Origin of the sequence: Chlamydia ibidis 10-1398/6 (assembly GCF_000454725.1) — a bacterium.
In the GTDB taxonomy this organism is placed as follows: Bacteria; Chlamydiota; Chlamydiia; order Chlamydiales; family Chlamydiaceae; genus Chlamydia; species Chlamydia ibidis.
In genome coordinates this window covers 72,748-96,328 of sequence record NZ_APJW01000003.1, presented here as the reverse complement: position 1 = coordinate 96,328, position 23,581 = coordinate 72,748, and the positions used below count along the sequence as shown (strand labels likewise).

Sequence of the window (23,581 nt, the reverse complement as noted above, 5' to 3'; positions counted from 1 at the left end):
TTAAATATTTGCAATTAAGCTAAAGATTTGTGAAAACGTTTGGATTAGAGCTTGTCCTACTTGTAGTGATTGTTGAATAATATTGTTATTAGTATTTAGGTTGCTGGAAATAACTTGAGAGGCATTTCCTAAGCCAGAAATCTGGTTTTGTAGTGCTTGTCTAGAAGCTCCTACAGCTTGGTTTGTGGCTTGAATGTTTTGTAAAAAGCTTGAAGAATTGTCATTTAGCTTATTTTTTGGGATCGTTATGTATTGATACAAGGCTTCTTGATTGTTTAAGAATGTTTGAGCAGCAGCATTAGCTTGAACTTCTTCGGCAATGATGGCCAGATTGTCTTGCGCAACTAGTACAGATTGGTATACGTAATAGACAGTGACAATCAGAGGATTAGAGTCTTTAGCAAACTTTGCAATAATTTCATCGGCTGTTGCCGTGTTAGGGCCACCAGAAATAATTGTGGGCGCATTTGGAGTTTGGATTTGACCATTAGTTGATGTTACAGTATTTGATAACCACATAGTTTTCTACTTACATTTGTATTTAAATTTTTATTTTGTTTTATGATAAAGGCTTATTCAGTTGGTTTACTGTGCTTCCGATAGTGTTGGTGGTCTTTAAAAAAGTAGAATCCTGTGAAGCTAGTTGCTGAATAATGTTGATATTTGTAGATGCGTGCGAGAGGATGATCTGTCCATTTTGTCGAGCTGTTACCAATTCGTCCTGGATATTTGATCTTTGTGCAGAGTAGTTTTGGTTTTGGTTTTGTACTCTGGTAATTTCATCTTCTTTTGCTCCAGAACTTACTACTGCAAACTTGATTTGATTAGTTTCTTGGTTTAATTGTTGTTGAATATTAGTATTGTCATTTAATTGTTGTGATTGAGTCAGAACTGTTTGTTGGCGAATTTCAATTGCTTGTAAAAGAAGCTTATAAATACTAAAAAGCAGGGCACCTATTGGAGGTGTGTTTAGGGGGTCTAGAGGAGGTATCTCTTTGGATGGTATGGTCTGTGGTGATACTAAATTAAAACTAAGGATATTTTTTCTCATAATCAAAAAAATAATTTATTTTAGTCTTATTTTATCAATAAAACCCAGAGTTGCGTAAATAAAAATTAATTGAAATTGTTTGTTGTTACTTTTTAAGTTTTTTAACTTCAGAAAAAAAGGTTTAATCTTTGCTAAATTTATCAGAAATTTTTAGTTTCTGTTATTTAAAGCTTCTAAAGAAAAAAAGGAACTTGTTATCAACCAATAGCAGAGGTTCTATTGAACATTCTAGCTTGTTAGCTAGTGAGGAGAAGAAGGTGTCTGGAAACGAATGTAGTGACAGTACGGGAACTTTCAAAGAGGAAAGCGTAAGCGCTTACGTTTTGGTTACTTGTGGCCATGCTTCTATGGATGGCACTATGGAAGTAGAAATGACCTATGAAGGAGATCCAGCTGTTATCAGCTATTTATTAACTAAAGCTCAAGATTCTTTAGAAAATTCTTAAGAGTATTTGTTTATTGGATTTAAAGTCATGTGGTTGTTTAGGAAACGTCTTTTTTATACAGTCTATCGTAAAGGCGCGCTAGATGGCTTGCTAGATAGGTGTCGGTCTTTTTCTGTAAAGTGGGCGTTTTTATTTTCTACGATTCTCTCCCTTTTCGGCATAAGTTGTGCAACTATTTTTGAAGTATCATTGGTTTCGTTAATATCTTTGTGTTCTGTTCTAGCTCTTTTGGCTATAGGGTTACTCCGATCTACAGGTTATTTGATTATTTCTTCAGGTTTTCTTTTACTGTATTATTTTAAACAACCAGCTCATTTTTCTCTGTTTTCTAGTTTCTGGTCGTTAGGTTTAGCTATATCATTGGTCCTATCTTGGGCTATTTTCCTTGGATGTATATCTCTAGTTGAAAAAGAGGACCTTGAAAAAAATCAAGATTTATCTCAGCTTACTCGGGACTATTCTGATTTACAAGTTGCTTATGACAAACTGCTTAGTGAAAAAGCAACTGCTTGTGATTTTCTGGAAAAACGTGCTGAATCCTTAGAATGTGAACTGCAACAGTGTCGTGTTCAGTTAAAAGAAGCATTACGTAAACAAGATTATTTATCTTCGGATTTGAAAGTATTGTCTGATCAAAAAACGGCATGGCTAGAGGATTATGCGTCTCTTCATAACGAATATCTCAGATTGGTATCCGGTGACGAAACAACGTCCCTATTTTCTTGGGTTTCTGCGTCTCCTGTAGTTACAAGTAGTAAAGATAATAGCGATATGCAGTTATGGGTTTGTGCTGTACAGGAAAAAGATGAGAAACTTCGCCTTCTTGAAAATGAACTAAATCAAGAAAGACAAAAGAATAAGTCTTTAGAAGAAAGCTGCTGTAATTTGAAAATTCGTATACAAGAAGTAGACTCTTTGAAAAGTCGTTTAGTCGATTTACAGTTATTAATTAGTGAAAAAGATAATAAGATTGCCCAGTTACGTGACGAAATAAAGAATATGTCGCCTCATTTTCTAAATGATGGTCTTTCTAGTAAAGGAAAGTCTTATAAGGATATGTATTTACAACTAAAGGAGCAATTTGCTGAAAAAAATAAAACTCTATCTTTAGTTCGTAAAGAACTATTTACAGTTCAGGAAGAATACTTGACTCTACGTAAATACGAGGAAGTTGAAGGTGCGATTATAGATATGCAAGACATACAAATAGTTCATCAATTACTGGCATATGCAGAATCTTTGGAACAAGAGATAGCTAATCTAGAAGAGTTAGTATCTCGTAGCCTGTTTCAGTGATTAGTAGAGTATGTTCCCATTGGGCGCTAGGAAGATTATCTATAGTTTTTGCTTCCCACATATTTCGTGAATCAATGATGCCTTCTTTCCTGCCCACATTAATCATAGGTTCAATTGTGAAAGTCATTCCTGGGGCTAACGGAATGCGGCAGTCATTTCTATGGTGAGGGATATAAGGATTTTCATGGAACTCAACTCCAACACCATGCCCTACAAATTGATCCACAACAGAGAATCCATACTGTGAGGCGCAATCTTCGATAACTTCTCCGATCATATATACAGGGAGATCAGGTTTAAGAATAGCAATCGCAGCGTTCAAACAATCTCGCGACGCTTGGCATATCTTTTGTTTAATTTCCGATACATTCCCGATCATAACCATTCTACTACAATCACCATAATAACCGTCCACAATACAGGAGACATCAATATTCATAATATCGCCATTTTTTAAAGGAATGTCATTCGGAATGCCATGACAAATTACTTCATTTAATGAAGTACAAATAGTTTTCGGAAAAGGTGGGGTCCCATAATTTAGAGGAGCAGGAATGGCACCATACTCCTTATGTAGTTTGCGTGATAAATGATCTAGCTCTTCAGTGGTGACTCCTTCTTGTGCAGCTTGACATAAAGCATCAAGAATGCGTGCTGTAACCTGGCAAGCAGTGCGAATTTTCCTAATTTGCTGCGGTGTTTTTAAAATAATATCATATTGTGAAAGATAGGCCTTCTTCTGCATTTCCCAGGATATTTTCGGGTAGTGACAGTGTTTCCATTTACGTTTACTACCGCACCAGCAAAGATCATTTCTTCTCACAATACTTACCTGACGTAAAAACCTATATTAAAGGCGACAGAAATACCTTTTAGCATCAAATTAGCAGACATTAGTAATAACACGATACCGAAGAGTCGTTCTAGGGCTAATAGTCCTGCAGTACCTAGAATACGATTGAAAAAACTAGAACTTAGTAAAGTAAATAACGAACAAGCCCAAGCGATCACTAATGCACCAAGAATCATTTCTTTAGGGTATAAACCCTCTTCCATATAGCTAAGTAATGAAGTAATTACTGCTGGCCCGGTAATAATAGGGAAGGCTAGAGGAAAGAATATGGGTTCCGAATCATCATCTGCGGAGTCATCAACACTCGGTGAGGATAGCATCATTTGTAAGGAAACAGAGAATAGCAGTACCCCCCCAATAAATTGAAAAGCATATAAAGAAATATCTAGGAAATGAAAAAACTTTCTTCCGAATGTTATGAATAACATCAATGTAACAAGAGCGAGTAAACATTCCCGAAATATGATGTGCTGTTGCTTCCTTCTACAGTAACGTTTGAGTAAAGACACAAAAACAGGAATAGACCCTGGGGCATCGAAAAGCATGTAAAATAGGAGACTGAGGTTTATCAATGTCAACATAATGGTACTCTTATAAGAAGGCTTTCTGTAATCCCGATATCAGGAATTGGGTGCCTACAATAGTAACAAATAAACCTAGTACTGTTTGTATAGCGAGTAGGACCTTACCCTTACCGCGGTTCCCAATCGACACTTGTAGAATAATTGTGGCAATCGTAACAAGCAGCCAAGATGAGAACAGGATACAAGAAGTAACTAAAACACTATAATTTTTCCCAACGAGAATACAACAACCGGCTAACCAGGAAGGGCCTATAATTAGGGGCACAGCTATTGGTGTAAAAGAGGATAGGGATGAAGGGTTGCGTTTTACGCATGCAACCCATCCCTTATCATTAGAAAGACGAAGAATAGCACGCATACCTGTAAGTGTAACAGCAATACCAGCAACCACAAAAATCGCACACAATGGTGTCCTTAGGACAGAAATCGTTCCTCTAGCTAAGCCATATAGACAAAACATGGACAGGAGAGCAAACAAACTCTCCCTAATTAATAATTGCAAACGTTTTTTAGGAGAATAATCTCCAAGAATTTGGCTTAACAAAGAAGAGTTTGTCAAAGCATCCGTAGAGAGTAACAGTGTGCACGCTTGAGGCAATAGAAAATAAAACCAGTCCATGAAAAAAATTCGTACATGTAAAGACCATTATTTTTCAAGCAGACACATTCTTCGATCTGCGTGGCTGTAGTGAATATAATCACACAAAGCGCTATGAAAATGTAGAACTAAGCTCAATTTGGTCCGTTTAGGTTAGCCGCATACTAAACACTCGAATAGCACGTCGGAGAGAGTAAGGTTACCTTTAATCGATAAATTTTTCCTAGCATAAAAAGAAATTATTAGTTTCTGATCTCTAAGAAAGATAATCTCTTAGAGATCATTTCAAGAGATTTGAAAATCGATAACTCGAATTTTTTCTGCAAGATCAGGGTATCTTAGGGCTATTGCATGGCGTAGCTCACTTACTAAAGAATCACTTAGAGGATCTTGATTTTTAGCTAGAAGAGGCAGGGTAGCCTTCCACTGTTTTTTTTCGTCTTCTATCAGCTTAGGAATGTCTTTTGTAGCTTCTAGGTAAATTTGGAAAGCAAGTTCTGGTTCTTGAAGACAAAAATCTATGCTATTTTGCAATGCTCTACGAATAGAGGAAATTATTTTTTTCGACGTAGCTTTAGTATTGGATTTACCGCATAGTAAAAGTTGAGGACCAGTTGGTAGACCATAAGCATCGGATAAAAAATGCCCGACAGGAACTCCTAGATTACTAATTTTTACTCCCTCGATGTTATAAAAAGCTCCATAGAGAAAGTCTATTTTCTTTAAAATCATTGGAGAAATTAAATCGCAACTTACGTTTCTAACTTTTGAAGGCGTGACACCATGTCGGCTTAGGGTTTCAAGCAAAGAGGTCAGGTCTCTAGAGCTATTTAGACAAAATCCTAAGATTTTATTATTAAGGTCTCGGAAATTAGATATGTTATCTTCTTGTCTATAGATAAAGCCTTGTAGGCTAGTATCAATTAGTCTACCAACTATTTGGATTGGTGCTCCTTTCGCTATAGTTTTCATAATGCCTAGAGCGTGGTATAGGGTGAGATCAACCTGCTCAAAGAGTACATGAGGAATTACAGATCCAGTGTCCGTGTTCTTTTTTATGTATAAATCAATTCCTTCTTGTTCAAAAAAATGTTGATGAATTCCTACATATAGAGGCACGTGATTAGGATTCGGACTCCAGTCTAATAAAAGAGATAAGGAAGTTAGATTTTGACTATCAACTTGATGCGTAGCACCCCGTTTTCCTATTTTTCCTATAGGTATTAGACACAAGAAAATTATTGGAAGTAGGATGCTAATATATTTTTTTTTGTGTTTTTTGATTCTATATATTTTTTTCTCGATACGAAAAAGAGTAAATACTAATTTTTCAATAAGAAGAACACTTTGAAATAATAATAACGTTACTATAGTAAGAGTTGCTAATCCAGCAAATGTAAGTTCCATATCATAGTTTCTTCGACTCTCGAGTATAAGTATACCAAGTCCGGACTGAGACGCTACCCACTCTCCAGCTATAGCTGCAAATCCTGCGGATCCTATTGCTATTTTTAGTCCTGAAAAAATATGAGGAAGAGCGTAGGGTACACGTAGCTTCAGAAATATTTGTAACTTCGTAGCTCCGTGAAGGACAAATTGCTCGATCAGATTCTGAGGGGTTGATTTTATGCCCTGATACATTGTTAAGGTTAGAGGAAAAAACACTGTAAGGGCTGTGGGAATAATCACCGCATTTAATCCCCAACCAAACCAGAGAACAATTAGAGGTGCTAGGGTAAACATGGGAATGCACTGTAAGACAACGAACAATGGCTGTAAAAAGCTTCTAGCTGGTTTGTAAGACAGCATGGTGGTTGCTAGGGAAATAGAAAGTATAAATGCTAAAAAAAAACCGCCTAAAATTCCTTTAACAGTATACCAAGAATGGTGAAGAAGAAGAGGCAGGGAGTGAGTCGCACTGCAAACTATCCTAGAGGGAGGAGGAAAAACAAATGTCCAGGAGGGACAATTAAGAGAAGTAATTTCCCAAACGAAGAGTAAAAAAGAGATAGTTAATATGTAATAAAAAAAACTTCTCTTCATTGTTTTAAACAGAATTCCAAAGAATAGATAAATATCATAGAGGAATAAACTATATGCGGCAAGAGAATGATAGTTTTGGTCCTATAGAGGTCCCAGAAGATATGTTGTATGGGGCACAAACAGCTAGATCCCAAAAATTTTTTTCTTGGGGGTCAGAAGTTATGCCGAAGGAAATAATTCATGCATTGGTATGTATTAAAAAATGCGCTGCTAAGGCTAATAGAGATCTAGGTATTTTAGATTCTAAATATTGTGATATGATTGTTGCCTCTGCTGATGAAATATTGAACGGTAAATATGATGATCACTTTCCTTTAAAAGTTTGGCAAACTGGAAGTGGCACCCAAACTAATATGAATGTTAATGAGGTGATTTCTAATTTAGCTATACAAAGACATGGGGGACAAGTAGGTAGTAAACAACCGATCCATCCCAATGATCATGTCAATAAGTCTCAGTCATCAAATGATGTTTTTCCCACGGCTATGCATATAGCATTAGTCATAAGCATAAAAAATAGGTTAATTCCCTCCATAGAATATTTTATGAGCTCTATTCATCGTAAGGAGGAGGAGTTTCGTAATTGTGTGAAGGTTGGTAGAACGCATCTTATGGATGCAACTCCTATCACTTTGGGACAAGAGTTCTCAGGATATTATCACCAAATGCGACAGAATTTAGAAAGGATCGGATTTTGTTTAACTCATTTATATGAGTTGGCAATTGGCGCTACTGCTGTTGGCACGGGATTGAATGCCCCTAAAGGATTTGTTGATAAAATGATTCATTATCTCAGAGAGGAGACTGGAGAGCCTTTTATGAAATCATCTAACTATTTTGCTTCTCTTGCATGTCATGATCCAATCGTATTTGCGCATGGTGCCCTTGCTACGTTAGCATGTTCTTTGACTAAAATTGCTACTGATTTAAGTCTTTTAGGTTCTGGTCCTAGATGCGGGTTAGGGGAGTTGTTTTTCCCGGAAAATGAGCCGGGATCTTCTATTATGCCTGGTAAGATTAATCCAACGCAATGCGAAGCTTTACAGATGGTTTGTGCGCAAATTTTGGGTAATAACCAAACAATTATTATTTCAGGTAGTAGAGGGAATTTTGAACTTAATGTGATGAAACCGGTAATGGTTTATAATTTTCTACAATCTATTGATCTATTATCGGGGGGTATGCGTGCCTTTTCTGATTATTTTTTGTTAGGCCTTAGAGTAAACAAAACGCGTCTGGAAGACAATCTTAGGAATTCGCTGATGCTAGTGACAGTTTTAGCACCGATCATAGGATATGATAAATGTTCTAAAATTGCTTTAAAGGCGTTTCATGACAATATTAGCTTGAAAGAAGCTTGCAACCAGCTTGGATATTTGTCAGAAAAGGAGTTTGATCGTCTTGTTGTTCCAGAAAACATGACAGGAAATGTCTAGATTTGTACCCATGGCTGTTTTCAGTCATGGGAAGATGACCGATTTTCTAGATTAATCAGAGCCTGAGCAAAGAGAAGAGCTCCTTTAATATTCGAGAAAATATGATCAACTCCAATCAGCTCATCTAAGTGATAACGCTTCAGATCGTTTAAAGGAGTTTTTTTAACTCCAGCTAAAAGAAGCAGAGTCCCCTGGCGATTACATTCGAGGAAAAATTCCTCTAAAGCATGCATTGCGGACGCATCAATGGTAGGTACGCGATTCATGCATAAAATAAAAATTTTTGGTGGGCGTTCTATTTCATTAAGAAGATTTTTTAATCTATCAGCAATTCCAAAGAAGAAAGGACCGTTAATTTCATAAATCTCTGTATGTGCGGGAACTTCTGATTTTGAGAATAGATCTCTATCTTTCTGTTGATTATCCTCGTCAAAGTAGGTTGCTGTTGATATCACATCGGAAAGATCGCTCATTTGCTTCATAAATAAGAAGGCTGCCAGCATCATGCCTACTTGTACAGCAGAAGTGATCGTAGTCATGACAGTAAGAATAAACACAGTGAGTAAAACAACCACATCTTTTTTAGGAGCGGTGAATAGGTGGATGAAGTGATGAATTTCGCTCATGTTCCAAGCGATTAAAATCAAGACTGCTGCTAAACATGTTAAGGGAATTTTTACAGTCAAGGGGGCAAGTAATAGGAGGATAAGGCATATAAAAACAGAGTGAATTAGTCCTGCTACTGGGGTTACTGCTCCAGATTTAATACTTGCTGCAGTTCGTGATAATGAGCCCGTTACAGGCATACCGGCAAAAAGAGAAGTACCTATATTTGCAATTCCTTGGGCTACGAGTTGGCAATTTGATTGATGACGCCAACCAGTCATTCCGTCGGCAACAACCGCGGCAAGTAGTGTCTCTATTCCGGAAAGCACTGCAATAGTCAGAGCATCAGGCATTAGTTGTAGTATTTTTGTTAAACTCAAGTGGGGAAGGGAGGGCATTGGAATAGATTGTGGGAGAGTTCCATATCGGCTGCCAATAGTAGGAATATCAATTTTTAGTGCCCACACAAGGGTAGATGCAACGATAATTGCAATCATTACTCCAGGGTAACGTGGCTTGTAGTTTCGGAAATAGATCATTAACAATAATGTGAACAAACCAACAGCAAATGCCTTACTATCCCAAGTCCAAAGATAATCCCAATAGGCAATCCATTTAGCAATGAAGTCGGTAGGGATAGTGTCTCCCATTTGTAGACCTAGGAAATCTTTGATTTGAGAAGAAAAGATAATAACAGCTAACCCTGTAGTTAATCCTGTTACCACGGGGTAGGGCATGTACTTAATGAAGGTACCCAAACCTGTAAGTCCGAAAGCAACAAGGAATATACCTCCCATGAGAGTAACAGTAAAAAGCCCCTCTAGTCCGTATTTTGCTGAGATGCAGTAGAGTATAGAGATAAAAGCACTTGTTGGCCCCGATATCAGTACCTGGCTGCCTCCTAATGCAGACGCTATGAAACCACCGATAATTGATGCTAATAGACCTTGTATGGGGGAGATGCCTATACCTATGGCAATAGCAATAGCGAAAGGAAAGGCTAGTACACCTACCGTAATCCCTGCTAAGAAATCTTTTTTAAACATACTAAATGTATACCCATCCTTTATGCATGTATAAAGTTTGGGGATTAGTTTTTTGAAAGACAACGAGAGCTTCACTAGACACCTAAATTGGCTCAGAACTAGAGACTACATCATTGTTCGATACTCCAGTATCTTTGTCAAATGGTTCGTTAATTTTATAGTTCTTGACGTCGGAAAACTTAAATGTTTATCCTTGACCACAGAAGCTGTGTCCTGTCTGGGGTTTTGTTGTATTAGGCACGTAGTCGAAATCAGGGGGATTTCAACTTACATCCGCATCATTTGGGGGAGTCTGCCTCAATTGAGGTCTTTAAGTTTACTCTTTGTGCTGGCTTATTCGTTTTTTAAGTTGGACAGCAATGCTAATGACAAGTCAAATAGGGGGCTAGTTTCGTAAAATTATCCGAGGTCATTTATGTTGAAGTTTCAATTATGTGCTCTTTTTCTTTTCGGGTATGTAGCGATTGTTTTTGAGCATATTGTCCGCGTGAATAAGTCGGCAGTAGCTTTGGCGATGGGAGGCTTAATGTGGCTGGTGTGTTTTTCTCACATCCCAGAGGCCGACCACATGTTGCTTGCCGAAGAAATTGCAGATATGTCTCAGGTAATTTTCTTTTTGTTTGCTGCTATGGCGATAGTTGAGCTTATAGATGCGCATAAGGGCTTTTCGATTATAGTTCGGTGTTGTTATATTCAGTCAGGACCTTTGTTGCTCTGGACTCTCATAGGGTTGTCTTTTTTCTTGTCAGCAGCTTTAGATAATCTAACTTCTATCATTATTATTATTTCTATTTTAAAGCGTTTAGTTAAATCGCGCGAAGATCGACTTTTGCTTGGAGCAATTTGTGTAATTGCTGTCAATGCTGGTGGTGCTTGGACTCCCCTAGGAGACGTAACCACTACAATGTTATGGATTAATAACAAGGTTTCTTCTTCCGGTATTATCAAGTCATTGTTCGTCCCTAGCTTGGTATGTGTGACTATTGCTGGAATTTGTGGTCAGCTATTGCTGAAAAAGCGAGCTGTTTCAATGATTGCTAAAGATACTGAGATTCAAAGTTCTCCCCCTAAGAGTAGTCTAATTATTTGTGTAGGATTAGGTTCTCTACTTATGGTGCCCATCTGGAAAGCGTGTTTGGGGGTGCCTCCATTTATAGGTGCTCTATTAGGCTTAGGATTAGTATGGTTGGCGAGTGATTGGATACACTCACCACATGGTGAGGATAGATATCATTTGCGCATACCTCATATTCTTACAAAAATAGATATATCTTCTATTACGTTCTTTATAGGCATCTTGTTGGCGGTCAATGCGTTAACTTTTTCTAGCGTTCTTTCTGATATTTCTTTGTGTATGGATAAGCTGTTTTCTAGAAGTACTGTGGCTATTCTAATAGGTCTTATTTCTAGTGTATTAGATAACGTTCCACTTGTTGCAGCTACCATGGGAATGTATCATTTGCCTATAGATGATTCACTTTGGAAACTCATTGCTTATGCTGCAGGAACTGGAGGTAGTATTTTAATAATTGGTTCTGCGGCTGGTGTTGCTTTCATGGGCATCGAAAAAGTCGATTTTCTCTGGTACTTCAAGAAAATTTCTTGGATCGCCTTAGCTAGTTATTTTGGAGGTTTAATTTCTTATTTCCTCATAGAGCGCTTATATATTTTAGTTTAACCGTTTTGGTTTTTCTAAAAATACTGTCACCTAATTTTTAAAACTCTGTTTTAAAAAAATGTTTTCACATCTATCATGCTGGGTCCTTTAAAAGCATTCTTTGGGTTCAGAGAGAGGAGAGGTTAATATGAGAGTAAAAAGGTTAGCAGCGTTTGTTTGCGCTTTGTATGTGTTTTTTCAGGTGCCCGCATTTTCCAAAAATTTGGTCCGTGATAATGCGTGTGCGGATTTGCAATTTATAGAGCACCTACTACAAGTGAAGTATGCTCCACGTGTTTGGAAGCAAGATTTATTGAGTTGGAATCTTGAAGAAGAGACAAGACGTGCTCGTCTTCAATTCTTTTTAGAAGAAGAACCCTCGACTAAGTACTGTCAACAGGTTTTAGCGAATTATTTTGTCTCTTTGAACGATTACCACGCAGGTATTGTATTTTTTGCAACCGAATCATCTTCTCTTCCTTACACTCTAAAATTGAGCGAAGATGGTAAGTGTTTCGTAGTCGATGTCCATACATATAATTCGGAAATTAGCAAGGGAGATGAAATATTAGAATTTGATAACATGGACATATCATCTGCGATAGAGAGTGTGCGTACAGGTAGAGGGACATCTTCCGATTATGCTACTGCAGTTCGCACCTTGGTATCACGTTCTGCCTCTTTGGGGCATACAGTACCGGTTGGTATTGTTAATTTGAAAATACGACGACCTAGTGGTTTAGTTCGTACAATCAAAGTTCGCTGGAGACATACTCCTGAGAGTATAGCAGATCTGTCATTGATCACTCCTTTGATTAAGGAGCCAAAGTTGTCTTTCAATTCTTGTATTGCAAAAAATCACAATACTTCTTGCTTGAAGAGCACTGATAGTTTGTTTACTACTTCTATGGTTCCTTATTTTTGGTCAGAATTGCGTAAGCAGTATCGTTCCGGATTATCAAGTGACTTTAACATAGGGAGTAAACGAGGTTTTTTACCAGATTTTGGTTTGCCTATTTGGAAGCAAAGTGATGGACCGTATCATGCTTATATTTTCCAATTAATGGGTAAAAATGGGCATATGTACAACATAGGATTTGTACGTATTTCTACATATGCTTGGGAGGAAATGGAGGATCGTGATCCAGACAATTTGGACGCACCTTGGAAGAATTTTGAGCAAATTATTTTGCATATGCAAGCAAATACTGATGCGTTGATAGTTGACCAAACTAACAATCCTGGAGGCAGTGTCTTCTATCTTTATGGTTTGATTTCCATGCTTACTGACCGCCCTTTATCCGTCCCTTTGCATAGAATGATACTTACTCAAGATGAGGTCAGTACTGCAGTTAACTGGTTGAATATGTTAGATGGTGTTGATAATGAAGAACAGGTTCATACTGCTTTAGGGGAAGATATGGAAGGGTACGTCATGGATATGAATGCCGTGGGGTATCTCCAATCATTTTCACATCGTGTTTTAGACTGTTGGGGCAAGGGAGATATTAATCTCTCATCACCCATTCCTTTGTTAGGATTTGCTAATGTGCATCCTCATCCTCGTGCTAGTTATGATAAGCCGATATGTGTGTTGATCAATGAGGACAATTACTCTTGTGCTGATTTGTTCGCGGCCATCATGAAAGATAATAATCGAGCCCTTCTGATTGGAAAGTGTACTGCTGGTGCGGGTGGGTTTGTATTCAATGTAGCATTCCCAAACCGTAGTGGAATCAAAAATTGTTCTTTAACAGGTTCTTTAGCTATCAGAAAAGATGGGTCCTTAATCGAAAATTTAGGGGTGTCACCACATGTTTCTCTTGATGTGACCTCCAGAGACGTACAAACAGGACGCTACAGTGACTATATCGGTAAAGTCAAAGAAACGTTGTTAACTTTTTTGGAAGAGGAGAAGGCTAAAGGGAACTCCTCAAACCAAGAAATGGAGAATATTTCTTAAGGAGACAACAAGATAATCGAATTGTGGTATCATTAGTGGCCTTTAAGAAGAGAGTATCTTTTTAAAGGCTTTTTGTTTTTAAATTATAAGGCTTCCTATGCGTAAGATTATACTATGTAATCCTAGAGGGTTTTGTGCTGGAGTGGTTAGGGCTGTCCAAATTGTAGAATCTGCTTTAGAAAGATGGGGAGCACCGATCTATGTGAAACATGAGATCGTCCATAACCGTCATGTGGTAGATAGTTTAAAAGAAAAGGGTGCTATTTTTGTAGAAAATTTAGAAGAAATTCCTTATGGCTCTAGAGTAATTTACTCCGCGCATGGTATTTCTCCGCGTGTTCGAGAAATAGCTAAAGAGCGTTGTCTTCTTGATATTGACGCAACATGTGTTTTAGTGACTAAAGTTCATTCTGCTGTTAAGCTATATGCTAGTAGAGGATATAAGATCATTTTAATAGGTAAAAAGAACCATGTTGAAGTGATAGGTATTCAAGGTGAAGCTCCTAATAGCGTTACAGTAGTTGAAAATGTGCAAGATGTAGAGAAACTAACGTTTAACAGCAATGATCCTTTGTTTTATATAACTCAAACAACTTTGAGCTTAGATGATGTGTCTGATATTTCTCAGGTGTTGAAAATGCGTTATCCTCAGATTATTACTTTGCCTAGTTCTTCGGTATGCTATGCTACTCAGAATCGCCAAGGGGCATTGCGTTCTGTATTGAGTAGAGTAAATTTTGTTTATGTTGTTGGTGATACGCAGAGCTCTAATTCTAATCGTTTGTGCGAGATCGCAAGAAGAAGGAACATCCCTTCTATTCTAATTAATAGTCCCGAGCATATTACTGATGAAATTCTACGCTATTCTGGAGATATTGCAGTAACAGCAGGAGCATCTACTCCGGAGGATGTTGTACAAGCATGCGTATCTAAACTAAAGATACTTTTAGGTGATGTGCAGGTTGAGGAGGATATATTCGTTACAGAAGATGTTGTATTCCAAGTTCCAAAAGAGATTTCCTGTTAAAAAGCGACTTTTACTGCTTACACGAGCATTTTGGTTGCGAGTTATCCGAGATACCTTCTTCATTAGAGAATTGTTCTATTCTTGTGTTATCTTATATCCAAGGTATCCTAAGTTATTATTTTTTGACTGTTTTAAGTTTTTATATTGTTTGCGTCATAATCCCTACGATTTACTCAAGCGTTCCGCATATTCTTCTCTTTTGATTCACGGTAATGTGTATGGAGAGACACCTTGGTCAGCCTTAAATAAAATTTGTAGAGAATTTGGAATAACTTCCAAAGAGACGATTTATGATCTCGGGTGTGGACTAGGGAAGGTTTGTTTTTGGTTTGGTCATGTTATTGGTGCTACAGCAGTAGGGATAGATAATCAAGAAGCATTTATAAACAAGGCAGCACAACTACAAAAGTTTTCAAAAAATCCAGCATTATGTATGCAGGGATCTTTTGACTCTATAGACTTAACCGAAGTTTCATATATTTATTTTTATGGTTCTTCTTATTCTTTAAGAATATTAGGTAATGTAATTAGAAATTTAAATAATTTACCTCTAGGCGCGGTAGTCATCAGTATATCTTTTCCACTGGATTCTTTATCTTATGGAAAGGAGACATTTTATACTGAGCAAAGCTGCAAGGTGTTTTTCCCTTGGGGACAAACTACGGCGTACAAAAATATACGAAAGAATATCTAATTCTTATTGGTATAAGTGGCGTATAGTGTCGTAATCATTTTGAATGATTTGCATTAACAAATGCTCCATATTCTTCCACTCATCTTTAATTTCTTCTATGGATCGGATCATTTCGTCATGCATCATTCTGGCATTCTCTTTCATTGCTTCATGAACTGAGCGGTAGGCAGATTCTTTCAGTTCGTATACTCGATAAATTTGCTCACAAATTTGTGACAAAGAAGAGAAGAGATTCGAAAACGAATCAAAAAATGTTTTAGGACTAGCGTTTTTGAATAACCCCAAACCACGTTGCAAAGAACTTAAAAGACCTTCTCCAAATATTTCTCCAAATACTTTGCCAAGCGAACCTACTATACTGCAGACCGCCATAGCTACCCCAGTAACCTGACACATTTTAGCCTGACGGATATAACTATCTGCAATTAGTAGGGACTCCTCTATAAATATTCGGCGCATTTCTAAACGCTCAAAATACGCATTTTTGCGACTTTTAAGCATGATTTTCATAATTTCTGCACACATTCTAAGAATATCAATATTTGCAATGCGTTTGCCTATAGCAACACTCAATTGCGACTCTGATAGAAGAAACTCTTTAAATTCTTTAGGAGCTACAGTGTCTTGATATTGAGTAGATAGAGAAGAAGTAGTGTTAGCAGAAAGGCTTTCTATTTCCTCATTTTCTTCCTGAGGGTTATCGGATGAATTTTCAGATTCTTCATGATCTGTACCTCCACCATAACCTTCGTCACGATCACCAGATTTATTTTTATTATTTAGATGAGTATTTGTTTGATGATTAGAGAACAACGACATCGGAGTAGATGTCGAAGTCCAGGATTTATTCGTAGAAGATTTTTGTGCATGAGAAGACTGTTTTGTTGTTTGCTCACGATTAGATAGAGAGTTACGTAAATTGAGTACCTTACTACGATAAGTAGGTATATGAAGTTGTGTAGTGAACCATGATAGCAACAGGAGGTTATCTTTACTCTCTTTAACTGTAGGTAGTTGGATAATTATTGTTGTTAACTTCTGTCCGTCTTTAGAATTTTTTAAAGATGAGGTAGAAAATGGTAAAGACAAACTTCTTATCTTACTACCATTTGGTAGGTAAGAGGGAGAGGAAGAACCAGGTTGCGTATATAACGTCGTCTTCCCTTCTTGAGAAGAAGAAGACAACATCGGAGCTTTTGGACAAGTCTTAGGTAAAGATGAGTTTCTAGCAAGTATTCCTTGTTTTGCTTGCAATAGCTCCTTTGGATTTGGTTTGTTTTTAGATTCATTTTCAGAAAATTTCTCGCTAAATCGTAAAAGAGCTGTCTGGCAGCACTCTGTCATCGGCTTTAATAAAGCAACCTGACAACTACTTGGCAAAGATATTTCAGCAAATACTTCTTCAGATGCTCCCTCTGAATTAGAACTTGTAGTGCCAGTATGTATCTCTTCTTCTGGCAAGGAGGAATTGCTTGTTATTGTGCAAGATAGTGTCATAAGTCCTTATCTAATACCTTCTACGAATGTACGCTCGATGTCTCTTTGTAAATGTAATACTTCAGATAGTTGTTCAAAATCGGAAGATAGCTGATCCAAGAGATCCTCCATACGTAATGTTAAAGCATCTCGTTCCATTGCTATATTACCTATTTTTGCATTAATCCTTTCTAGAATCCCTTTAAGATCTAAATTCTTAGATCTCTCTAAGTATTCTGCGCACTTTATAATATTTACTCCTAAAGTCATTTGAGTATTAATATTGGATATCGCTGACTGAAAGGCGGTGTTAAGAGCAGGTTTACTAAGAACAATAGAGACTGCCGAGAGTATAACAACAAGGATAAACAAAGCAAGTTTGATACAACGTAGTATTTTAGCCCGGGTTTCTTTATCACCCGGAAGTAGTTTGTCTATTTTCCCTGAATCAGAAAACATCTGCAATATTTCCAGGACAATCGAAATCAGAGCAGTAAACAAGAGACAGTATGGGACCACTCCAATGCCACTAGCTAGCCCAATAGTAACGCAACAAAAGCCTATCCAGCTACCTACCCAATAAACTAATCTTGCTAGAGCTCCCCAGGTTTCAGCTTTCCTTTCTTTCTCAATAGCTTTTTCAATTTTCTTGATTCTTTGATTGTGTAAAGCGTTCATCTCCTTTTCTGTGCTCTCTAAAGAATCTCGAAACGCACTATAAGATATAAAATCAGAAAGAATACCTTGTTTCGTAAGCAAGTAACAGAGAGAGAAGATTCCAATAGTAGGTGGACTAATTATGGGGACAATGGAGGAGGCATGTTTTTTTCTTTTTCGCTGAACTTTGTTAGTTTTTGTTTGTGCTTCCTTGTCTTTTTGATTTTGACGAGAATCTTTTTGAAAGAAAGATTGAAAATTGGATTTTGTATGGTGATCTTTTAATCTTTTCTGTTCTGGAAAAATGCTATGTTTATAGTTCTTGTGGTTATCTTGAGCTTTTTCTTCTCGTTGTATAGCTTCCTTCTGCAAATCGTATCGGGATTCGTCTGGCTTAAATTGTTTAGGCAGCTGACAAGAAGTCGAACTATTTGATTGTTTAATTGGTGCGTGTAGCTGACTAGAACACGGATTAGAATCCTTATGAGAAAATGGCATCTTTTGTTCAGAAGGCTGATATGTTTCTTTAGATTCTAACAAGCTTTTAAATAATGCTAACTTCTCTTGCTTAGAATGTGTAGTTGTAAACAAATGCCAAGGAGAAGAGGACGTGGTAGATTCTTGATTTTTAGGCAACTGAGACGATAACGAACTGCCGAAATATAGTATTTTCTCTTTAGGAGTCGCTACTGTAACAGACTTGCTGATAGTTTGACTACTGTTATCCTTGACCGAAGAGGTTTGTTTGTTGAAGAATCGAGAAAGAAGAGAAGAAAGAGGAGGAGTTTCGGGAGAATAGGTGATAGTATAATTAAAATTTTGCGACACCTCTGTACAGTTATCAGAGATATAGGGAGACTGTGTCAACATTATCTCTGTTGCTTGTGCTAGCCAAGACGACATTTAAATTTCTCCCATAGATTTAGTGCTCGCTACAATTCTTAATATTCAATATTTCTTCCTTAAGTTCCGCATAAGCAGGGTGGTGTTTAGAGCGTTCCCAAGCAGATTCTAGAGCTTTATCTGCTTCTTCTTTGTCGTCTATAAGAGTGTAGCAAATGTAGGCATAGTAATGTGGGTAAGGATCTTTGTCACGCAATAAAGCTGTTACACCGTACGCATGAAGGGCTTGAGAGTACTCACCGCTCATATGTAAAGAAGCGCCCAATGAAAACCAGAATTTAGATATGAAGGGATTAAAAAAAACTAACCAACGAAAAACTGAAATACTTTCTTCGTATTTTTTATCCAAATACAGATTATACCCCTCCTTATAAACTTTTTCTAGATCCTCAGATGGGATTTTGAATACCTTTTGATAGGTGTCTAAAGGAACACCCTTATCAGGGAAAAAACCTCGAAGATAGTTTTCTAGATCATCAGGAAAAGGAAAATCTTCCTGACTTTGATGAGCAATTCTTTCTAATAAGTAGGTTAAATAAGACATTAGGGGCGTAAGTTATAAACAAATGTGTCCATTACTTCTTTCATAAGCTTCAAAACATTTGATCGTGCTTGGTGACATTGGGAAACTTCTTGCAAATGTCTTTGCATATCTGTTCGCTCTAGTTGTGTGATTTTTTCTAAGTTTTCTTTGCGAATCTGAACATTCTCTTTGAAAAGTTTTTTAGATTCTTCTGACCATTTGGCAGGAGAATTTATTGTTATGCCATGCGCCTCTGCTGTTTTTAAAAGAGGAATGACTGTTTCGTTATTACTCCAGTCGATGTCGCCTGGGCAAGCATTAATTTGAGAGATTAATTCAGTCAACTGATCTACATCATCAGTACGTTGTTTGACTCTATTGTAGAGCTCATTAGCTTCAGCCTCGGCTTGTCCCAGAATTCTGGCCATTAGTTTCATAAAACGAATAAAAACATTCTCAATTTTTGGAGTTTTTATCAAAGAAGACTCGTGTTCGTTGCGGTTTGCAGAGAATAACGAAGTCTGACTATGAAATAAGCTCATAGGAGAGACAGGACGTTTTTTTAAAGCTCCTGATATAATACATGTATTAGCGCTAACTTGTTCCATCTGGCGCATTTCGTGTGCGTAACGTAGGTCGTTAATAGATAACACTTTATTTGTAGATGGTTTAACAATGCTTTGAAGCCTAATAGAAGATTTTTTTTGTTTTTTTCGTCTTTTTCTTCCTGTTGTTCTTGCTCTTGTTGATCCTGTTTCTGGTTTCTTTCTTGAGAATGATTATCCTTATTGCTTTGCTGCGACTTCAAAACTGAGAGAGGGCTCATTTTATGATCAGAAGATGCAAGCTTGTGGTGAGCAGATGCGAGAAGCTCATTATATTTTTCCTTTGATTTAGGTTGTTCCGGAATAGAACCTCCTTTACCAAAGGGAGCCGTGATTTGACTTTTCTCTGAACTGGCAACGGATGGACTTTGAGAAGATGTTCGAGTGGAAATAAGAGACTGGTTCTTAGAGGATTGATGCGCGCCATGCGTAGAATGATTAGAAGAAGAATAAGCAGGAGACTCTGTACGTACAAATTTGGGGAAGGAATCCGTGAGGAAATTGTCGTCTTTAGGTGGAAGGGCTTCCTTAGATGTTGAGGGATGTTTATGGCAAGGTTCTTCTGAATTCAAGGTTTCTGCTTGTCCTAGGGCAGATATTAACTCAGCAATCTGTATTTCTAATTCTATGGTTTCTGGAGAGAGAAATGCTATATTAAAGTTGTCAGGATTCTGTTGCATAAGAGATGTCCCAGAAGACGAGGAAAGGAAAATGGGCAGAGAAAGTTCTGATATGCAACAGGAAGAAGAGTTAGCAGTTTCGGATGCAGAAGTTGTAAGAACAATATCTCCAGAAGCTGTTTTTATTATTCCAGAGGATTGTGTTTGAGAGGAGGCACTAGCATCCTCTTTTAAGGTAGTGTTAGCTGTAGACGTTGCAACAGGCACGGGCGTATTCATAGTTTGGCAAGCACAAATTCAGAGGATATAGGGCGATGAAACTTATAAAAAAGGATATTTTCCTGCAAGTTTGATTGTGAATGGTTTAAACGATTATGACTAATCCTGAGGGAGACGCGAATTTTTATTTACAAAAAGGAAGTAAGAAGACAAAATCACTGTATTCCCAAGTTGGGGATCTCTCCCAGCTTTTTCTGTGCCCAGGTGGTGAAATTGGTAGACACGCTGGATTTAGGATCCAGTGCTTCGCGGCATGTAGGTTCAAGTCCTATCCTGGGCATTTCTTCATTCGTCATAAAATTGTTAATTCGTAGTAAAATAAAGACTAGAGTTTTAGTTTTTTTTGGTGATTTTATGAGGAAGATGCGGAGAGTTTTGTCTTGTCTTGCTCTGATGGGTTGTTTGTTTACCTCTACGGCTGCGCAATCTGCCAGTTCTGTAAAGAAACCTTATGCTTTGCCTAGGAAAATCCAGGTTATAGGGTTGGAGTTTCAGGAAGATGCTCAGCAGGTCCCCTATAGTTTCTACTATCCTTACGATTATCGCTACTACTATCCTGAAACTTCAGGTACTGTTAACGCTGCTCAAGATAAGGAGGATTGTCGTTTGCAAAGAGAGAATGGAGTATGGTTTTATTATTGCGATTAGATATTTCTAGGATGATGAGATAGAAATTTTTCTACTACAGTTTCTGATGCTACATGCGTGTAAATCTCGGTAGAAGAAATGCGTGCATGCCCCAGCATTTCTTGGATGATTCGTAGGTCTGCTTTATTATTTAAAAGGTGTGTAGCGAACGCATGTCTTAAGGAATGAGGGGAGATGCGCTTGGTAGTGATATGACTGGCATAGATTTGAATCCTTCTCCACACGCATGAACGGTCAATTTTTTTGCCTTTGGATGTTAGAAAAAGGTGATTTTCTTCGGAGTTATTTTTCTGAAGTTGTTCTCGAAATGGAAAAAGGTAACGGTCAATAGCATCCATTGCCAAGCGACCTAAAGGTACAAGGCGAGTTTTAGACCCTTTACCCGTCACGCGGATAAATTCGTCGTTAACATCACTAATGCACAGTCCGCAGAGTTCTGAAACACGAATGCCTGTAGAGTAAAGAGTGTTGAGGATTGCTGAATCTCTGAATCTAAGCATGGGGGATATATTCCGCAGTTTTGTAGGTACGGATAATAGAGCATTAACTTCTTCTATCGATAAAACAGAAGGTAAGCGTTTCCAAATTTTGGGATGCTCTATAATGGGAGTAACCGAAAGATACTTAGCGTCTTTCAAGAAATGAAAGAACACTTTTAAAGAAATTAGTCGTCGGGCTAAGGTGGTCTCAGCTTCTTTTCTTTGATGTAACTCCTCTACGAAGTGAAGAACAGTTTCTTGTGAAATATGATCGCAAGATTCTAAGGCATTGATTTTTAGAAACAACGTGATATCTTGGCAATAAGCAGATATAGAATTCCTACTCAATCCTCGATCTACAGAAAGAAATAATATAAATTGTTCTAAGATAGAATCACAAAATTGTTTAGAGATCATTGCAAGGAACTTGGTTATGTGTACTATGAGGATTATAGCTTAACAAGTTTTTTAGACTAGATATGGATGAAGTATGAATAAGACTAGTTTTTGGAATACCCCATCAGCAAAAATACTAAGAGAATTAGCTCAACAACCTATTGATCTTACTTCTCCGGCAATCTTATCTAGAGAACGTATAGAACAATTTGCAGTAAATCGTTTAGGCATCACCTTAAGTTATGCTACGGAACAAGTAGATGATGTAGTTATGTCAACCTTAGCCACGTTATCACAAGAACGTGATCTTATTGGGCAGATGCAAGCTATGCAGGAGGGACAAACTGTTAATTATATTGAGGGGTTCCCTTCTGAATCTCGACCCGCTTTACATACAGCAACACGTGTATGGGTGCGAGGTATGGAAGGTATTGGACCTAATGCTAAAGATATCGCTATAAAATCAAAAATAGAAAATGAGAAACTTAGAAAGTTTTTAAGTACTATAGACCACTTTGATACTATAGTGCAGATTGGTATAGGAGGTTCTGAATTAGGTCCTAAAGCCTTGTATTTTGCCCTTAAAGGATTTTGTAGTTCGAACAAGACTGTCCATTTTATTTCTAATATAGATCCTGATAATACAGCAGAAGTTCTACGCACTATAAATTGTGCTAAAACTCTTGTTGTAACTGTTTCAAAATCAGGAACTACTTTAGAAACAGCTGTTAATGAAGCATTATTAGCTAAGCACTTTTCTAAACAGGGTTTAAAGTTTCAAGATCACTTCATTGCAGTTACTTGTGAAGGAAGTCCTATGGATGATACAAACAGATATCGTGAAGTTTTTCATATTTGGGAGAGTATTGGGGGACGTTTTTCTTCAACTTCTATGGTCGGAGGAGTGGTCCTAGGTTTTGCTTTTGGTCACGATGTGTTTCAAACTATTCTTGAAGGAGCAGCAGCTATGGATGACCACGCACTCACACCTATAGTACAAGAAAACCTTCCTATGCTGTCAGCTCTCTTAGGTATCTGGAACAGGAATTTTCTTCAATACCCAACTACTGCGATTGTACCCTACTCAACGGGCTTAACATATCTCCCAGCGCACTTACAGCAATGTACTATGGAGTCAAATGGGAAGAGTATTGCTAAAGATGGTGAACGTGTGGGTTACAAAACTAGCCCGATTATTTGGGGAGAGGTGGGGACTAATAGTCAGCATTCATTTTTTCAGTGTTTACATCAAGGTACGGATATAGTCCCAATAGAGTTTATAGGTTTCTTGAATAGTCAGAGTGGGCTGGACATAACTCTTGATGGTTGCACATCTTCACAAAAATTGTTTGCTAATATGGTTGCGCAGTCGATAGCTTTAGCTAAGGGAAAATTTAGTGATAATCCGAATAAGAATTTTGATGGTAATAGACCATCATCTTTGCTTGTGGCTAAGCAATTAGACCCATATACTTTAGGGTTGCTTTTAGCTTTTTATGAACACAAAATTGTCTTTCAAGGATTCTGCTGGGGCATTAATTCTTTTGATCAAGAGGGTGTTACCTTAGGGAAAGAAATCGCTAATCAAGTTCTTAACATTATGCAAGGAAAAATAACCAACAGCGCTCTTCCCGAAGCCGAAGCATTGTTAAGGTTATTTGACAAAATTACTTGACCTCTCTAAACATTATTCTC

At 37.6% G+C, this 23,581-nt stretch carries 21 protein-coding genes, 1 tRNA gene and 1 pseudogene; 10 read left to right on the top strand and 13 right to left on the bottom strand.

Annotated features, from left to right (window positions below; translation table 11 throughout):
- Together H359_RS03940 and H359_RS03935 are read right to left on the bottom strand one after the other, a co-directional pair.
- Complete coding sequence (locus tag H359_RS03940; protein WP_020370463.1) at nt 1-519, bottom strand: DUF720 domain-containing protein; 519 nt, start codon at nt 517-519, stop codon at nt 1-3.
- Nucleotides 520-559: 40 nt separating this feature from the next.
- A complete protein-coding gene (locus H359_RS03935) occupies nt 560-1,051 on the bottom strand; it encodes a DUF720 domain-containing protein (protein WP_020370462.1) in 492 nt (163 codons plus the stop codon).
- A 257-nt stretch (nt 1,052-1,308) separates the two neighbouring features.
- On the opposite strand from H359_RS03935, the gene H359_RS03930 reads away from it, so the two are divergent.
- Both H359_RS03930 and H359_RS03925 read left to right on the top strand, forming a co-directional pair.
- A complete protein-coding gene (locus H359_RS03930) occupies nt 1,309-1,497 on the top strand; it encodes a hypothetical protein (protein ID WP_020370461.1) in 189 nt (62 codons plus the stop codon).
- Between the two features lie 27 nt (nt 1,498-1,524).
- On the top strand, nt 1,525-2,793 hold the full coding sequence (locus H359_RS03925) for an MFS transporter (RefSeq protein WP_020370460.1): 1,269 nt from the start codon (nt 1,525-1,527) through the stop codon (nt 2,791-2,793).
- Here H359_RS03925 and H359_RS03920 read toward each other — a convergent pair.
- From H359_RS03920 to H359_RS03905, 4 genes are all read right to left on the bottom strand, one after another.
- Nucleotides 2,753-3,616 (bottom strand): methionyl aminopeptidase, encoded by an 864-nt coding sequence (locus H359_RS03920; RefSeq protein WP_020370459.1) that lies wholly within the window; start codon nt 3,614-3,616, stop codon nt 2,753-2,755. The two genes, H359_RS03925 and H359_RS03920, sit on opposite strands and share 41 nt — an antisense overlap.
- 5 nt (nt 3,617-3,621) lie before the next feature.
- Nucleotides 3,622-4,230 (bottom strand): MarC family protein, encoded by a 609-nt coding sequence (locus H359_RS03915; RefSeq protein WP_238318218.1) that lies wholly within the window; start codon nt 4,228-4,230, stop codon nt 3,622-3,624.
- A gap of 7 nt (nt 4,231-4,237) precedes the next feature.
- Nucleotides 4,238-4,849: a MarC family protein gene (locus tag H359_RS03910; RefSeq protein WP_020370457.1), complete on the bottom strand. Its 612-nt coding sequence runs from the start codon at nt 4,847-4,849 to the stop codon at nt 4,238-4,240.
- A 264-nt stretch (nt 4,850-5,113) separates the two neighbouring features.
- Nucleotides 5,114-6,871, bottom strand: a complete 1,758-nt coding sequence (locus tag H359_RS03905; protein ID WP_020370456.1) for an ABC transporter substrate-binding protein — start codon at nt 6,869-6,871, stop codon at nt 5,114-5,116.
- Nucleotides 6,872-6,924: 53 nt separating this feature from the next.
- On the opposite strand from H359_RS03905, the gene fumC reads away from it, so the two are divergent.
- Nucleotides 6,925-8,307 carry a class II fumarate hydratase gene (gene fumC / locus H359_RS03900; RefSeq protein ID WP_020370455.1) on the top strand — a complete coding sequence of 461 codons (1,383 nt, stop codon included), beginning with the start codon at nt 6,925-6,927 and terminating at the stop codon, nt 8,305-8,307.
- A 20-nt stretch (nt 8,308-8,327) separates the two neighbouring features.
- Here the strand turns inward: fumC and H359_RS03895 are convergent, their stop codons facing one another.
- Entirely contained in the window at nt 8,328-10,034 is a 1,707-nt protein-coding gene (locus tag H359_RS03895) for a solute carrier family 26 protein (RefSeq protein WP_020370454.1), read from the bottom strand.
- 340 nt (nt 10,035-10,374) lie between these two features.
- On the opposite strand from H359_RS03895, the gene H359_RS03890 reads away from it, so the two are divergent.
- From H359_RS03890 to H359_RS03875, 4 genes are all read left to right on the top strand, one after another.
- Nucleotides 10,375-11,637, top strand: coding sequence for an NhaD family Na+:H+ antiporter (locus H359_RS03890; protein ID WP_020370453.1), 1,263 nt, complete (start codon nt 10,375-10,377; stop codon nt 11,635-11,637).
- A 127-nt stretch (nt 11,638-11,764) separates the two neighbouring features.
- Nucleotides 11,765-13,579 (top strand): protease-like activity factor CPAF, encoded by a 1,815-nt coding sequence (locus H359_RS03885; protein ID WP_020370452.1) that lies wholly within the window; start codon nt 11,765-11,767, stop codon nt 13,577-13,579.
- A gap of 97 nt (nt 13,580-13,676) precedes the next feature.
- Nucleotides 13,677-14,606 carry a 4-hydroxy-3-methylbut-2-enyl diphosphate reductase gene (ispH, locus tag H359_RS03880; protein ID WP_020370451.1) on the top strand — a complete coding sequence of 310 codons (930 nt, stop codon included), beginning with the start codon at nt 13,677-13,679 and terminating at the stop codon, nt 14,604-14,606.
- 148 nt (nt 14,607-14,754) lie between these two features.
- Nucleotides 14,755-15,300, top strand: a complete 546-nt coding sequence (locus H359_RS03875) for a class I SAM-dependent methyltransferase (RefSeq protein WP_269146480.1) — start codon at nt 14,755-14,757, stop codon at nt 15,298-15,300.
- A 3-nt stretch (nt 15,301-15,303) separates the two neighbouring features.
- On the opposite strand, the gene H359_RS03870 is transcribed toward H359_RS03875, so the two are convergent.
- The 5 genes and pseudogenes from H359_RS03870 to H359_RS05020 all read right to left on the bottom strand — a co-directional run bounded on the left by H359_RS03870 (nt 15,304) and on the right by H359_RS05020 (nt 20,363).
- Nucleotides 15,304-16,797: a hypothetical protein gene (locus H359_RS03870; protein ID WP_020370449.1), complete on the bottom strand. Its 1,494-nt coding sequence runs from the start codon at nt 16,795-16,797 to the stop codon at nt 15,304-15,306.
- A 6-nt stretch (nt 16,798-16,803) separates the two neighbouring features.
- A complete protein-coding gene (locus H359_RS03865; RefSeq protein WP_020370448.1) occupies nt 16,804-18,336 on the bottom strand; it encodes a hypothetical protein in 1,533 nt (510 codons plus the stop codon).
- A gap of 19 nt (nt 18,337-18,355) precedes the next feature.
- Nucleotides 18,356-18,880, bottom strand: a complete 525-nt coding sequence (locus tag H359_RS03860; protein WP_020370447.1) for a SycD/LcrH family type III secretion system chaperone — start codon at nt 18,878-18,880, stop codon at nt 18,356-18,358.
- Nucleotides 18,880-19,326: pseudogene (locus H359_RS05265) on the bottom strand (hypothetical protein); the annotation flags it as partial. The gene H359_RS03860 and the pseudogene H359_RS05265, both read right to left, overlap by 1 nt.
- A 95-nt stretch (nt 19,327-19,421) precedes the next feature.
- Nucleotides 19,422-20,363, bottom strand: a complete 942-nt coding sequence (locus H359_RS05020) for a hypothetical protein (protein WP_051149446.1) — start codon at nt 20,361-20,363, stop codon at nt 19,422-19,424.
- 198 nt (nt 20,364-20,561) lie between these two features.
- On the opposite strand from H359_RS05020, the gene H359_RS03850 reads away from it, so the two are divergent.
- Both H359_RS03850 and H359_RS05100 read left to right on the top strand, forming a co-directional pair.
- A tRNA-Leu gene (locus H359_RS03850) sits at nt 20,562-20,643 on the top strand.
- Nucleotides 20,644-20,717: 74 nt separating this feature from the next.
- Complete coding sequence (locus H359_RS05100) at nt 20,718-21,011, top strand: hypothetical protein (protein ID WP_020370445.1); 294 nt, start codon at nt 20,718-20,720, stop codon at nt 21,009-21,011.
- On the opposite strand, the gene H359_RS03840 is transcribed toward H359_RS05100, so the two are convergent.
- A complete protein-coding gene (locus tag H359_RS03840) occupies nt 21,008-21,907 on the bottom strand; it encodes a site-specific tyrosine recombinase XerD (protein WP_020370444.1) in 900 nt (299 codons plus the stop codon). The two genes, H359_RS05100 and H359_RS03840, sit on opposite strands and share 4 nt — an antisense overlap.
- A 73-nt stretch (nt 21,908-21,980) precedes the next feature.
- Between H359_RS03840 and H359_RS03835 the strand changes: the two genes are divergently transcribed.
- Nucleotides 21,981-23,561, top strand: coding sequence for a glucose-6-phosphate isomerase (locus H359_RS03835; protein ID WP_020370443.1), 1,581 nt, complete (start codon nt 21,981-21,983; stop codon nt 23,559-23,561).
- Nucleotides 23,562-23,581 lie beyond the last annotated feature (20 nt).